The sequence below is a fragment of the bacterium SCSIO 12741 genome (assembly GCA_024398055.1).
Classification (GTDB): domain Bacteria; phylum Bacteroidota; class Bacteroidia; order Flavobacteriales_G; family Salibacteraceae; genus SCSIO-12741.
The window spans coordinates 2,720,037-2,732,617 of the sequence record CP073749.1 but is presented as its reverse complement, the minus strand read 5'-3'; the positions used below and the strand labels follow the sequence as shown (position 1 = coordinate 2,732,617).

Annotated in this window: 11 protein-coding genes; 8 read left to right on the top strand and 3 right to left on the bottom strand. The window is 44.8% G+C overall.

Annotated elements, in window-relative coordinates; genetic code table 11:
- The first annotated feature begins 33 nt into the window (after positions 1-33).
- Both KFE98_11575 and KFE98_11570 read left to right on the top strand, forming a co-directional pair.
- On the top strand, positions 34-963 hold the full coding sequence (locus tag KFE98_11575) for a hypothetical protein (protein ID UTW60691.1): 930 nt from the start codon (positions 34-36) through the stop codon (positions 961-963).
- A gap of 70 nt (positions 964-1,033) precedes the next feature.
- On the top strand, positions 1,034-1,987 hold the full coding sequence (locus KFE98_11570) for a hypothetical protein (protein UTW60690.1): 954 nt from the start codon (positions 1,034-1,036) through the stop codon (positions 1,985-1,987).
- On the opposite strand, the gene KFE98_11565 is transcribed toward KFE98_11570, so the two are convergent.
- On the bottom strand, positions 1,988-2,749 hold the full coding sequence (locus tag KFE98_11565) for a hypothetical protein (GenBank protein ID UTW60689.1): 762 nt from the start codon (positions 2,747-2,749) through the stop codon (positions 1,988-1,990). It lies immediately after the preceding gene.
- Between the two features lie 87 nt (positions 2,750-2,836).
- Between KFE98_11565 and KFE98_11560 the strand changes: the two genes are divergently transcribed.
- Positions 2,837-5,941, top strand: coding sequence for a UvrD-helicase domain-containing protein (locus tag KFE98_11560; protein ID UTW60688.1), 3,105 nt, complete (start codon positions 2,837-2,839; stop codon positions 5,939-5,941).
- Positions 5,926-6,375, top strand: a complete 450-nt coding sequence (locus KFE98_11555) for a GNAT family N-acetyltransferase (protein ID UTW60687.1) — start codon at positions 5,926-5,928, stop codon at positions 6,373-6,375. The genes KFE98_11560 and KFE98_11555 overlap by 16 nt, the downstream gene beginning before the upstream one ends.
- Here KFE98_11555 and KFE98_11550 read toward each other — a convergent pair whose 3' ends face one another.
- Positions 6,376-6,639 carry a hypothetical protein gene (locus KFE98_11550; protein ID UTW60686.1) on the bottom strand — a complete coding sequence of 88 codons (264 nt, stop codon included), beginning with the start codon at positions 6,637-6,639 and terminating at the stop codon, positions 6,376-6,378.
- An 11-nt stretch (positions 6,640-6,650) separates the two neighbouring features.
- Here KFE98_11550 and KFE98_11545 point away from each other — a divergent pair, with 11 nt between their 5' ends.
- Positions 6,651-7,229 (top strand): non-canonical purine NTP diphosphatase, encoded by a 579-nt coding sequence (locus KFE98_11545; protein UTW60685.1) that lies wholly within the window; start codon positions 6,651-6,653, stop codon positions 7,227-7,229.
- Here KFE98_11545 and KFE98_11540 read toward each other — a convergent pair.
- Entirely contained in the window at positions 7,226-8,227 is a 1,002-nt protein-coding gene (locus KFE98_11540; protein UTW60684.1) for a D-alanine--D-alanine ligase, read from the bottom strand. The two genes, KFE98_11545 and KFE98_11540, sit on opposite strands and share 4 nt — an antisense overlap.
- 271 nt (positions 8,228-8,498) lie before the next feature.
- On the opposite strand from KFE98_11540, the gene KFE98_11535 reads away from it, so the two are divergent.
- The 3 genes from KFE98_11535 to KFE98_11525 are packed head-to-tail and all read left to right on the top strand — an operon-like array spanning position 8,499 to position 12,580.
- Positions 8,499-9,335 carry a PASTA domain-containing protein gene (locus KFE98_11535; protein ID UTW60683.1) on the top strand — a complete coding sequence of 279 codons (837 nt, stop codon included), beginning with the start codon at positions 8,499-8,501 and terminating at the stop codon, positions 9,333-9,335.
- Complete coding sequence (locus KFE98_11530; protein ID UTW60682.1) at positions 9,322-11,541, top strand: T9SS type A sorting domain-containing protein; 2,220 nt, start codon at positions 9,322-9,324, stop codon at positions 11,539-11,541. Before KFE98_11535 ends, KFE98_11530 begins: the two co-directional genes overlap by 14 nt.
- 1 nt (position 11,542) lies before the next feature.
- The gene (locus tag KFE98_11525; GenBank protein ID UTW60681.1) at positions 11,543-12,580 is read left to right on the top strand and encodes an RluA family pseudouridine synthase; all 1,038 of its coding nucleotides are present in this window, start codon (positions 11,543-11,545) and stop codon (positions 12,578-12,580) included.
- Position 12,581 lies beyond the last annotated feature (1 nt).

Here is a 12,581-nt window from a genome sequence, read left to right as displayed (position 1 = left end):
GTTAATTTTGCACCGACCAATGCAATGCGAAGTTTGAAACGTACGATTTTCATATTTACCTTGTTTGCGCTGAGCTTTCAACTAGCCTTTGCTCAACGAACCTCCAAGAATGCAAACAGCAAGCGAAAGTGGAACTTTTACCGTCATGAGCTTATCGTGGGTGTCGGTGGAAGTAACTACTTGGGTGAATTAGGTGGAAATCCCGGCCCGGCTGCTAACTTCTCACCAAAGGATGTTGAGATTTCCATGTTTAGACCTTGCTTTAGCTTGGGCTATCGGTACAACATTGATGACCGCTTTGCCATTCGTCCACAATTCTTTTATGGCCGGGTAGGCGGAAGTGATGCTCTTACTGAAAACGAAGAGCGGAAATACCGGAACCTTGAATTTACCTCCAACATTTTTGAATTAGCCGTTCTTGGAGAATATCATATTCTTCGAGCCAATTACGGACGCGGCTTCTACCAAAAATCGGTCATTGGAAAAACCGGACAAAAGTTTGCTGCATCAGCTCATTTGGGAGTTGGATTCTTTTACTTTAATCCCAAGTACGGAAGCGTTGCCTTACAACCTTTGGGCACTGAAGGACAAGGAGTAGGTGGCACGAAAAAATACTCCCGTTTGGCTATAGCCTTTCCGGTTGGAGTTTCTGGTGGCTATATGATTACCCGGTCTATGCAATTGGGATTGGACCTGACGTATCGCTTTACCACCACCGATTACCTGGACGATGCTAGCACGGTTTATTTTGACAAAGAAGAAATTCGCAAAGCCAACGGCGATCTCGCCGCTGAAATGAGCGACCGAACCGACGGATCGAGAGATGGATGGTCGGAACCTGGATCTCCGCGAGGAAATCCAGACCGTAAAGATTCCTACTTCTCCGTAGCCATAACCTGGACCTACGCACCCTTCATTCACATCTACAAAAAGCCCAAACGTAAAGTACGTCCAAAATTTTAGCATCTTCTCCGTACCTTGCCAATATATTTGTTTGGCACAACGTTGGTTAGCATAACCTTAGCGGTTAGTCATGAAAAAGATTTGGACCATACCTGTTTTATTGGGAGCACTGCTTTTTGCTCTGCCCAGCTATGGTCAATACTTCAACCAACAAAATGCCTGGCGAAAGCACCGTCACGAAATCATGTTTGGAGCTGGCGTCGCCAACTACTTGGGTGACCTCGGTGGTGGAGCCGGTGCCGGACGAGTATGGCTGCTTGATTTGGAAATGAGTCAATTTAAACCGGCTATAACCTTCGGCTATCGCTATCACCTCTCCTACCGAATGGCGGTAAGAGCCAATTTTACTTATGCCACGATCAGCGGGAGTGATAAATTGACATCCAACCCGGAAAGGAATTACCGGAACCTCTCGTTTACGACCCAGATCTATGAAGGAAGTCTTCTGTTTGAATACTACATTCTAAGAAACAAAGTGGGCCACTTGTTGCATATTCCTGGAGCAAAAGGTATGGCCAAGCTCCCGATCGATGTGATTGTATTTGTGGGGGCAGGCTTTTTCTATTACAACCCTAAAGCCGATGGTACTGCCCTCCGTCCCTTGGGAACAGAAGGACAAGGCCTGCCCGATGGGCCAGAACCCTACTCACCTTTTTCATTTTCCATTCCATTTGGATTGAAGGCCGATTACGTTCTCAGCCAAAACTTTAAGGTGGGCTTAGATTTGAGCTATCGATTCACGTTTACAGATTACCTGGATGACGCTAGTACGGTGTATTACGACAACGATGTTTTACGTGCCGAAAAAGGCGATGCTGCGGCTGATTTAGCGGACCGAACCGATGGAAGTAATCCAGGATGGAGTGCGAAGGGGGCACCTCGTGGAAATCCTAAAAACAAAGATCATTTTCTAACCGCCACGGTTTCTTTAACCTACAATTTCACCAAAATAAGGAAGCGCACTAAGCGTCCAGGTGGAGCCCACCCGTTTATCAAGAAAAGAAAGCGTAGAATGAAATTCTAATTAGCGGCGTCTTCTGGATTTGTCTTTCCGCAATTGTTTTTTCTCCGGGTCTTCATGAAAGAAGTAACGGAAATCTAAAGTGAGGTAGTTCCCATTGGTGGTTAAGTACATGGGAGTGACAACTGAAGCTGTATCCAAACGATTGTAATCGTATTCAGCAATAAACTCATACGTATCGCCAAAGCTTCTGTGGTAGGTTCCTCCAATGTAGAATGAACCATTTTCTTTGGTTCTCCACTCCCATCCGATGTTCGCCGATAAAGCTGGAAGAATCCATCCTGCACGCTGGCCAATCATGTTCACCCGATCGTCATCAGACTCAACCTTAATATCACTGGGGTACATATCGAAAGAAACTCCGAAAGATGTATTCATAAATACCTGATCGCTCAATTGGATATAAACCAATCCAAGTAGCGGTATTTCATAACCCACGGTTCCAAACTCCTGATCAAAGGTGTAGTCTCTAACCGGATCGTAAACATGGTAATTCTGATTACGTTGCACAAACGAAATTCCGGATTCTACACTGAACATTTTAGTAAAGTCATGACGGATCACCATTCCGGCAGAAAACCCGAACTGCTTGGTTACTTCAAAGTTGATTCCATTTTCTGTTCCAGAAGGGACGCCTTCATTGATTAAGCTCCCGGATATCATGGGTTTGAACTGAACACCAAAGTAAGTGCCTCTTCTCTCTTGAGAATGGCTCGAAAAAAAGCCCAGCAGAAGGGCCAACATAATTGGGAATGCTCTGGTCATAGGACTGAGAACAAAGTTATAAAAAGCACTTACAAGCCCGCAGGGTATTCGTAAGCGACCTATTTTTGAGGACAAAAGGGACACGGCTTGAGCTTATCTGTTTTTCGTTCTTCTGCCGGATCGGGCAAAACATTTACACTGGTTCAGGAATACCTGAAAATTGCATTGACGGATGCCTATGAATCAGGAATCTCCTCCATTCTTGCATTGACCTTTACCAACAAGGCATCCAACGAAATGAAGGAGCGAATTATTGCAGCCCTCCTGCAATTAGCCGATTCAAAGGAACGTCACAACAGTCCACACTTCTCACTTTTACTGGAAGACCCCAGCCTAAAACTGGATGCTACGGAAATAGCTATCCGCTCCAAAAACTGCCTGGCTCAGCTGCTGCACAACTACTCCGCCTTCTCGGTTCAAACCATCGATCGCTTTATCCACCGCATCATTCGAACCTTTGCCTCGGAACTGGATTTGAGCAACAGCTTTGAAGTAGAATTGGACGAAACCCGATTTCTTCAGGAAGCCATCACCCGACTCATGGATCGTGCCTCCGATGATCCGGATTTGATGCGTTTTTTAACCGAATTCGTATTGGACCGGGTGAGCGACGACAAGAACTGGCGGGTAGAAGCTGAACTATTGAATTTTGCCCGTATACTACTCAGCGAACAAGCCCAGCCCTATGTAAAGCAATTGCTCACGGTGAGCGAAGAAGATTTTCTAAAGGCTGGTAAAGCCTGGGAAAAGGAAGTGGCTGAGCTCGAAAACCAGTGGGTGGAATGGGGTGAAGCCGGACAAGGGCTTATTCTGGAACAAGGACTCAGCGAGTCGGCTTTCTTTTATGGTTCACGGGGAGTGCCGGGACTGTTTAAAAAGCTGATTCGAAAAGACATTTCCAATCTCTTTAATAGTAATGTAGAGAAAGCTCGGTCCTCAGATAAATGGGTTTCGGGAAAGGCCACTGCAGAAGAAAAGCAGAAAATTGCTGGAATTAAGCCCGAACTTCTGGTCTTGATGGCCAATACCGAAGAAAGCCTGGAAAATCACTTGGGTCGGTATAAGATGCTCAAGCTTTTGAGTAGAAACCTTTACTCGATGGGACTTTCTCAGGCGATAAGTGAGGAAATTGAAAAACTGAAAAAGGAACGCAACGTAGTTCTCATCTCGGATTTTAACCGAATCATTTCTCAATTTGTTGCTCAGGAATCGGCTCCATTTATCTATGAACGAACCGCCCAGCACTACCAACATTTTTTGATCGATGAGTTTCAGGATACTTCTAATTTGCAGTGGAAAAACCTGGTTCCCCTACTCGAAAATAGTTTAGCTCAGGGGGGAAAAGATTTGATCGTAGGAGATGGGAAACAAGCTATATACCGATGGCGGGGAGGAGATGTAGACCAGTTTGTGTACATGCCTCAATTGCCTAATCCCAATGAAGATCCGATTCTCCATGAACAATTGATTTCGCTAAGTCATCACATTCAGGAATTTAACCTGGAAAACAACTATCGGTCTAGCCCGGAAGTTGTGAATTTCAACAATGAATTATTTGAGCGCATTGTAGATGAGCAGCCTCAATTGGTCAAAGACATATTTCTGAATCACCAGCAAAATCCGGTTCGGGAAAAACCGAAGGGTTATGTAGAAATACAGTTCAAACCCGAAGAGGTGGACATGAATGAGTGGCATTCAGAGCGCCTGCCTAATTTGTTGCAGGAGCTAAAAGCTGACGGCTACGCTTGGAAGGATGTTTGTATTCTCTGCCGGAAAAATAAAGACCTTTCCTATCTGGCCTCTTTGCTCTTGAAACACGATATTCCCGTCATTTCATCCGAGGCTCTACTCCTGTTTGGATCTATCGAAGTCAAGCTGGTTCATGCCTTTTTGAAAGTTATTGCCCATCCACATCAGGTTCACAGACAGGTGGAAGCTTTGACATTATGGAATCAACTGAATCCAGATCGAGCCACTTCGCATGAAGTCTTTCAGCAACTGATTCGACATCCAGGATTGCACACCTTTAGTAACGCATTAGAAGATTTAGGTATTTCCCTAAACTTAAAGCTACTCCTCCATGCCAACGGCTATCAGCTGGTGGAAACCATCATTTGTGCCCTGCACCTGGATCAAAGTGACAATGCCTACTTGAGTGCCTATTTGAATGAGGTTCATAACTACTTTCAGAGTCGGGAAATGCGCCTCAACGGCCTGATTACTTACCTGGATGAACGCAGAGAAAAGCTGAGTTTAAGCTTACCTGAAGGAGCTGAAGCGGTGAGCTTGATGACCATTCACCAATCCAAAGGACTCGAATTTCCTGTGGTCTTGTTTGCGTACGCCAATTGGAAATACCGACTTACTGAATTTACCTGGCTTCCATTGAATGAAGAGCAATTTGGCTTACCGGCTGGAATTGTAAGAACCTCAAAGGACCTGGAATTCACCCCTCATAAAAGTCGGTATGAAGAAGAACTCAATAAAACCAAGCTGGACGAGCTCAATCTGCTCTATGTTGCCGTGACCCGAGCCGCCGAACGTTTGTACGTCTTTACCGAAGACGAAGGACGAAACCTGTATTTTGCCGAATTGTTTGTTCCCGCCTTACGCAGAATGGATGGTTGGCAGGATATCACTTTTGTACGGGGAAGTAAAGAGCCTGTAATTCGTGAATCCAAGGCAGATCATTCGGGAGAGTTTCACCTTGAACAATTGGGATCCTTCCCAGAAGATGATCGATTTATTGAAGCCTTGAATAGCCCGGCAACAACTCCAGATCCAGCCTTGGAATGGCACCTTAAGCTTCAGAAAAAATTGGCTCAGGTTATTACTCCAAATGACTGGGATATAGTTTGGGAGTCTGAGATTCAAGCCCTCGAGAAAGAGGAAGAACAAACGATCCAACGGATTGAAAATCTACATCAAGAATTAAACAATTCAGCCCAATTTTGGGGAGATCGCATCCTCAATCAACCTGAACTGCAAGCCCCTTCAGGCGATCAAGTTCGCCCCGACCGCGTGGTTATGCAACAGCAGGAGTGGCAAGTCATTCATTATCGAATGGGCAAGGTGAAAGAAAAGGACAAACAGGAAATGGTATTGGGCAAACATCTCGTAAGCCGAATGACCGATAAACCTGTGAGGTCCTGGATATTTCATACAGATCTGGAAACATGGACGGAAGTATAAAACAGACCTTTAAGACCTGGGAAGAACTAACTCGGGATGAATTGTATGCCATCCTTCAATTAAGAACGGAAGTATTTGTCGTTGAGCAGGATTGTCCTTATCAAGAATGCGATGGCCGAGACCAGGACTCGGTTCACCTAATGCTTGAGAAAAACGGATTGGTTGCCTACCTGAGAGTGGTGCTCCCAAAACCTGGACAAGATCCCGCCATTGGGAGGGTTGTGGTTAAACGTTCGGAACGAATGAACGGCTATGGAATAGACTTAATGAAATCAGGAATTGAATGGTGTCGGGATCATTATCCAAACCAAGGAATTCGCATTTCTGCACAGGTATACCTTAAGCGATTCTATGAAGACCTGGGCTTTGTTGGTTATGGAGAAGAATACCTGGAAGATGGAATTCCCCATCGCGCCATGAGGCTGGAATTCTGACTACTGCTCTACTTCGCCCAGGAAAAAATTGTACTCGGCTTCGGAAGAATCCAACCAATATCCTCCCTCTTTCTGGAGCATATCCTGAATTCTCAAACGCTCAGCATAGGTTTGAATTTCAATCCGGTAGTGGAAATATTGTTCCCCAATCTTTTGGACCTCTTCAAACTCCGTTTCCGAATTTATTTTGAAGAAATTTCGCTCATTGGGGTACTTGCGGTAAGCGGGAAAATCAAACATGGATTGAATTACTTTTGAAGCCACAAAGATCGTGTATGAATCTGGTTTTTACTACAAACAATGCGAATAAACTAAAGGAGGTCCAAAATCTGGTTGGATCCCGATTCACCATTCAGTCCTTGCAGGAAATTGGCTTTAGCGGTGACATTCCAGAAACCCAAAATACCCTGGAAGGCAATGCCTCTCAGAAGTCACATTACATCAAAGACCGCTATGAAGTCAACTGTTTTGCCGATGATACGGGACTAGAGGTGGATGCCCTCAACGGTGAACCCGGGGTTTATTCAGCCCGGTATGCTGGAGAGAATTGCTCTTATGAAGACAATTGCAACAAACTGCTTCGTGAAATGGACGGCAAAGAAAACCGTACTGCCCGATTCAGAACCGTAATTTCTCTATTGCTCAATGGCAACGAATACTACTTCGAAGGCATAGTAGAAGGCCAGATCATTGAAGAAAAAAGAGGTGACGAAGGTTTCGGTTACGATCCTCTATTTATCCCCAAAGGGTTTGACCGCACCTTCTCAGAAATGAGTTTGGAGGAAAAAAACCAGATTTCTCACCGGGCAAGAGCGACGCAGAAATTGGTTGATTTTTTACAGCAGTTGGATTAGTTCACGGCCATCTTTTTGCCCGAAACCATTTCCGAGATTTGCTCATCCAGAATAGTACCCAAGGATAACCCGGCATGTTCGATCATCTGAGGCATTAAACTCATTTTGGACATACCTGGAACTGTGTTTACCTCAATGAGGAAAAACTCACCATCCTGAATGATGAAGTCGGCTCTGAAAAATCCTTTGCAATTGAGTCGTTCAAAAATCTCGGCAGAAATCTTCATGCATTTGGCATAAAGATCATCGGATATGCGAGCTGGGGTAATTTCCTGGGTATCTGCTGAATTGTATTTGGCTTCATAATCAAAAAACTCACTGGCAAACACAATCTCCGTTACTGCCAAAGGGGTGACCTTTCCATCCTTGCGAATAACACCGCAAGTAACTTCTGTACCCTGAACAAAGCGCTCAATCAATACCCGATTTCCAGCCTCAAAAGCCTTGTGGATGGCCGGTAGCATTTCTTCTTTGTGCTTCACCTTGGAAACACCAATACTCGAGCCACCATCGTTGGGTTTCACAAAGCAGGGCAAGCCCGTTACTTCCAAAATCTCGTCTACAGATCGTTCTTCAGGATCAAGCAATAGAACCGAATCAGCAACGCGAATTCCGGTTTGCTTCAAATACTGATTACAAAATCCTTTGTTGAAAGTAAGAGAACTGATCAAGACATCACAGCTGTTGTAAGGAATACCGAGCATGTCAAAATACCCTTGAATCAATCCGTCTTCACCAGGCGTACCATGAACCGCATTGATCACGGCATCAAATTTCAGGTTCTCTCCCTGACGATCACAACTGAAATCAGCTCTAACGATCGAGCATTCCTGCCCCAAAGAGTCGGAAACCTTCCAACCGGAAGTTTCTAAGATAACCTGAAAAATTTCGTACTTGGCCGGATCCAAATTCTCCATGATCGTGGCCGCGCTCTTCATGGAAATGTCGTATTCCCCACTGTAGCCACCACAAATGACGGCGATATTCAATTTTGACATAGACGCGATTTAAAACAAAAATAATCGCCTGTTCTGCGGCAAAGATCAGCATTACCCCGTAGTTTTCAAGGGAATTACTAACAGGTTTAGGAAATCTTAAGGGTAACTGTTAAAGTTCAATCTCCAATCTTGAATCTCGCATCTCCTTTCTCGTTTCTCGCATCTCCTGACTCACATCTCCAATCTCTTTTAACTCTAATTCACGAATGGTTGTGTACCAATTCCCAGGCAAAGACGTGTTATCCTGAAAGACCGATTATCTTTGCCGCTTATGTTGCGTTTTATCCGTTTCGTATTTACTCGCCAGTTCTGGATCAACCTGGCCATTTTCGCTGTTGTGGTTGTCCTCAGTATTTGGGCTACTATGGCCCTTTTAAAGTCCTATACCCTTCATGGAGAGGAAATTGAAGTTCCCAACCTTCGTGGCTACCATTTGTCTGAAGTGGAGTCTATATTGAAGGAGAGACAGCTCGATTACATGGTAGTAGATTCGATTGCATTGGAAGACACGCCTGGCGGAATGATCATGGAACAGATTCCTGATTCAGGATTTCACGTAAAACAAGACCGTAAAATTTACGTGTACGTCAGCACCTATGCCTCTCGGAAAATTCCGGTTCCCACGTTGGTAAATGTGGTTAAACGCAGTGCCATTTTTCAGCTACAAACCTTGGGATTCAAGATTGGAGAAATTCGCTACATCCCAGCTGTTTGTGTAGATTGCGTGGAATGGCTGGAGCTGGATAGCGTTCGGGTAAAGCCCGGTGAAATGCTTCCCTCCGGTACAAAACTCGATTTGGTATTAGGTGGAGGTCAAGGGGATGATTTCATTCCTGTACCCAACTTGATTGGAATGCACGCCTTCGCTGCTGAAGAGTATTTGGCTGAGCAAGGGTTGAGACTAAGTGCCGCCGTTCCGGATGGAGAATACGACCCAGCCGATTCACTTGATTGGTTTATTTACCGTCAACTTCCCGAAACAGGACCGGAAGCAGTTGTATATCTGGGCACTACCGTTAAAGTATTTATTACCAACGACCGCAATAAAATTGCTGTATCTTCGATAGATAGCGTACTAACACCGCTAGACACCAATGAAGTTCCGTAATCTCTATATCGGATTGCTAATCATGTTGTGTTCCTCGGTTGCCTTTGGGCAAATCGAAGAGGTTCACACGCTACCAGCTGCAGCCTTTGAACACCCTACGCAACAGAAAGCCGAAAGAGGGGATGGCAGTCGGGCAGACGATGTGGTTATCCACCATCTCCTTGACACCTTAAGCCTTCCGCTATTTGACGACTTTGTAGATTACAAAATCAAGATCTTCACCCACGATACCAACGATCCATCAGTTTTTGATTCAGCAAGCTACCATTTCAGCGCTGACGGACAATTTCCAGATACCCTTGAATTCCGCACATCGGCCGTTTTCAATTACGTAGAAGATCCGATAAACGGAGGATTTGATACCATCCGGGTAGATTCATTTCTGGTTCAGGTTTACGATAGTCTCGAACCTTTCAAAGTCAAAAAAGAATTCTACGTTTTTCCCTCCTATTCCCTTCACACTCAAAATGGGATAACCCGGAAATTACCGTTGACTCCGGATTCCACCATGTACAACTTTAAGTTGAGGCATTATTTTTCCAAAGACGATGGTAGCTCCTATTGGATTGCTGGTAGTGTCAGATGGAATCAAACGCTTTGTGACAGAAGCCCCTCATTAGGAGTGGTCTCGTTTGATGGATTGGATAGTTTAAACTGGCCTTATGACAACTCCGAAGATTATACCTACGGAATTGCGGACCGCTTTACCTCTAAACCAATCAATCTTTTTGATCATCTCGTAGGATCTACTCTTGTACCCTATTTGCCCGGAGATAGTATCGGTCTTAGCTTTTTTGTTCAGCCCGAGGGCTTGGCAGATCAACCGGAAAAAGAAGATTCACTTGTCCTTCAATTCTACAGCCCGGTAACCAATCGGTGGTCTACGGTTTGGAGTCGCGAAGGTGATACTAATCAGGCTTTTCAAAAAGTGTTGATTCACATTGACGAAGCGAAGTATTTGCAAAAGGGATTTCGATTCCGCTTTCAGAATTTTGCCACTTTATCCGGAAACTTTGACCACTGGCACCTGGATTACATTGAAATGGGATCTGGCAAATCTGTTAATGACACGATAATTGATTTCGCCATTGCCATGCCCTTGAGAACCACCCTTAAGGAATATACGGCAATGCCTTGGTTGCACTACAAAACAAATCCAAGCGAATTTTGCGGAGACTCCATTAACCTGGTCATGAACAACCTGAGCCAAACAACGGATGAATGCCGGGCCTTGTTCCGAGTCTACAAAGCGGGTAATGTAAATCCGCATTATACTTCTAAGACTTATCAAAACACCTTTGTTCCGGCAAATTCGTTTTATCCGATGGACATGCCTTTCAATGCTTTTGACGAGTATTTCACATTTCCCGTGGATCAAGAAGAAAGACAATGGTTCCGGGTCTATTGTCAAGCGAATGCATCCTCGGATGTGTTTAGAAAGGAAAACAACCATTTAGAGCTTTCTCAAATTTTTGATCGCTACTACGCGTATGACGATTGGTCGGCTGAGCAAACCTATCACCTGAATCTGGTTGGAACCCAGGTGGCTGTGGAATTTGAAACACCTATTGAAGACACCTTAAAAGCCATTTACATCAACTTCGTAGAAACATTTAGTCCTACCCTAAATCACCGGGTGAACCTAAAAGTGTTCAGAGACCTCAATTCGGGTCCCGTGTATGAAAGCGGTTCCATTGATGTCATCAATACTCCTGCCGGAACTTTTCACCGTTATACCATTCCTCAAGGAGTGGTGGTTGATGGTAAATTCTACATTGGCTGGGAGCAAATAAGCAATTACAAAACCTACGTAGGCTACGACAACAGCTACAATAACGAAAAGAGAACCTTTATTTCTGAATTTGATGGCGAGTGGAAAAATACGTCCTACAAAGGAACCATTATGATCCGCGCCGATTTTGGAAATGGCGATGAAACCCCATTAAGTAATCAAACCATTATGCCTGAGTATTCGGGCCTCTCCATCTACCCTAACCCTGCCCGTGACTGGCTTCAACTGGATGGTTTAGAGTCGGGAGAATCAGCCCAGGTTCAACTTTACAACCTCCAAGGCAAAGAAGTACATTACCAGCGAACAGATGGTGAACCAGTAAGTCTACCGAACTTACCCAATGGATTTTATGTGGTCCGGGTACAAAGAGATGGACACCCTGATTTCACTGGGAAGCTGGTGATTTCCAAATAGCATGGTAAAGGAAGATTCCGAAAAAAGTAGCTCCGAAAATGAGGAGCTTTACGAGGTTGAACGTATTCAGGTAGATCCAGGGCAGCAGCTCCTTCGAATTGATAAGTTCTTGTCTACCCGGCTCCCTCACGTTTCCAGAAGTAAGTTACAACAAGCAGCAAAAGCTAATTGTCTTGAAGTAAATGGGAAGGCCGTAAAGCCTAATTACAAGGTGAAACCCAACGATGAAATCGTGTTGTTTCTTCCCTACCAACGTGAAGAATTTGAACTACTTCCTGAAAATATTCCCCTGGATATAGTCTACGAAGATGAAGAGCTGCTGGTGATCAATAAGCCTGCTGGATTGGTCGTTCACCCGGGGCATGGAAACTATACAGGTACCTTGGTAAATGCGCTGGCCTACCACTTTGAAAATCTTCCGGCACGTGGGCAGGATGATCGTCCGGGATTGGTACATCGACTGGATAAGAACACGTCCGGATTGATGGTGATTGCCAAAACCGAATTTTCCATGGCTCACCTCGCCAAACAATTTTTTGATCGAACAACGGATCGAAGATACCATGCTTTGGTATGGGGCGAACCCGAAGCTGAAGGAACCATTGAAGGCCATTTAGGGCGTAGTCCTAAGAACCGAAAATTAATGACCGTATTTCCCGATGGCGACTACGGCAAAGCGGCCATTACGCATTTTAAAATGCTCCAGTCTTTTGGCTATGTTTCACTGGTCGAGTGTAAATTACAAACCGGTAGAACTCATCAAATCAGGGCGCATTTTAAGTACATCGGCCATCCTCTGTTCGGAGATCCGGAATACGGCGGCGATCGTATCCTAAAGGGAACGATTTACAACAAATACAAGCAGTTCGTTGAAAACAACCTTCGGATTCTTCCGAGACAAGCCTTACACGCTAAAACCCTTGGCTTTACCCACCCCACCAAGGGAGAGTTTATGCACTTCAATTCAGAGTGGCCCGAAGATTTGAAAGATGTGCTGGGTAACTGGGAAAACTACGCGAAACACCGAGCCATCGAATAAC

Excerpts from the sequence above, each read along its gene's own strand:
- KFE98_11570 (UTW60690.1), top strand. The coding sequence starts at position 1,034 with ATGAAAAAGATTTGGACCATACCTGTTTTATTGGGAGCACTGCTTTTT.
- KFE98_11565 (UTW60689.1), bottom strand. The coding sequence starts at position 2,749 with ATGACCAGAGCATTCCCAATTATGTTGGCCCTTCTGCTGGGCTTTTTT.
- KFE98_11555 (UTW60687.1), top strand. The coding sequence starts at position 5,926 with ATGGACGGAAGTATAAAACAGACCTTTAAGACCTGGGAAGAACTAACT.
- KFE98_11545 (UTW60685.1), top strand. The coding sequence starts at position 6,651 with ATGAATCTGGTTTTTACTACAAACAATGCGAATAAACTAAAGGAGGTC.
- KFE98_11540 (UTW60684.1), bottom strand. The coding sequence starts at position 8,227 with ATGTCAAAATTGAATATCGCCGTCATTTGTGGTGGCTACAGTGGGGAA.
- KFE98_11535 (UTW60683.1), top strand. The coding sequence starts at position 8,499 with ATGTTGCGTTTTATCCGTTTCGTATTTACTCGCCAGTTCTGGATCAAC.
- KFE98_11530 (UTW60682.1), top strand. The coding sequence starts at position 9,322 with ATGAAGTTCCGTAATCTCTATATCGGATTGCTAATCATGTTGTGTTCC.
- KFE98_11525 (UTW60681.1), top strand. The coding sequence starts at position 11,543 with ATGGTAAAGGAAGATTCCGAAAAAAGTAGCTCCGAAAATGAGGAGCTT.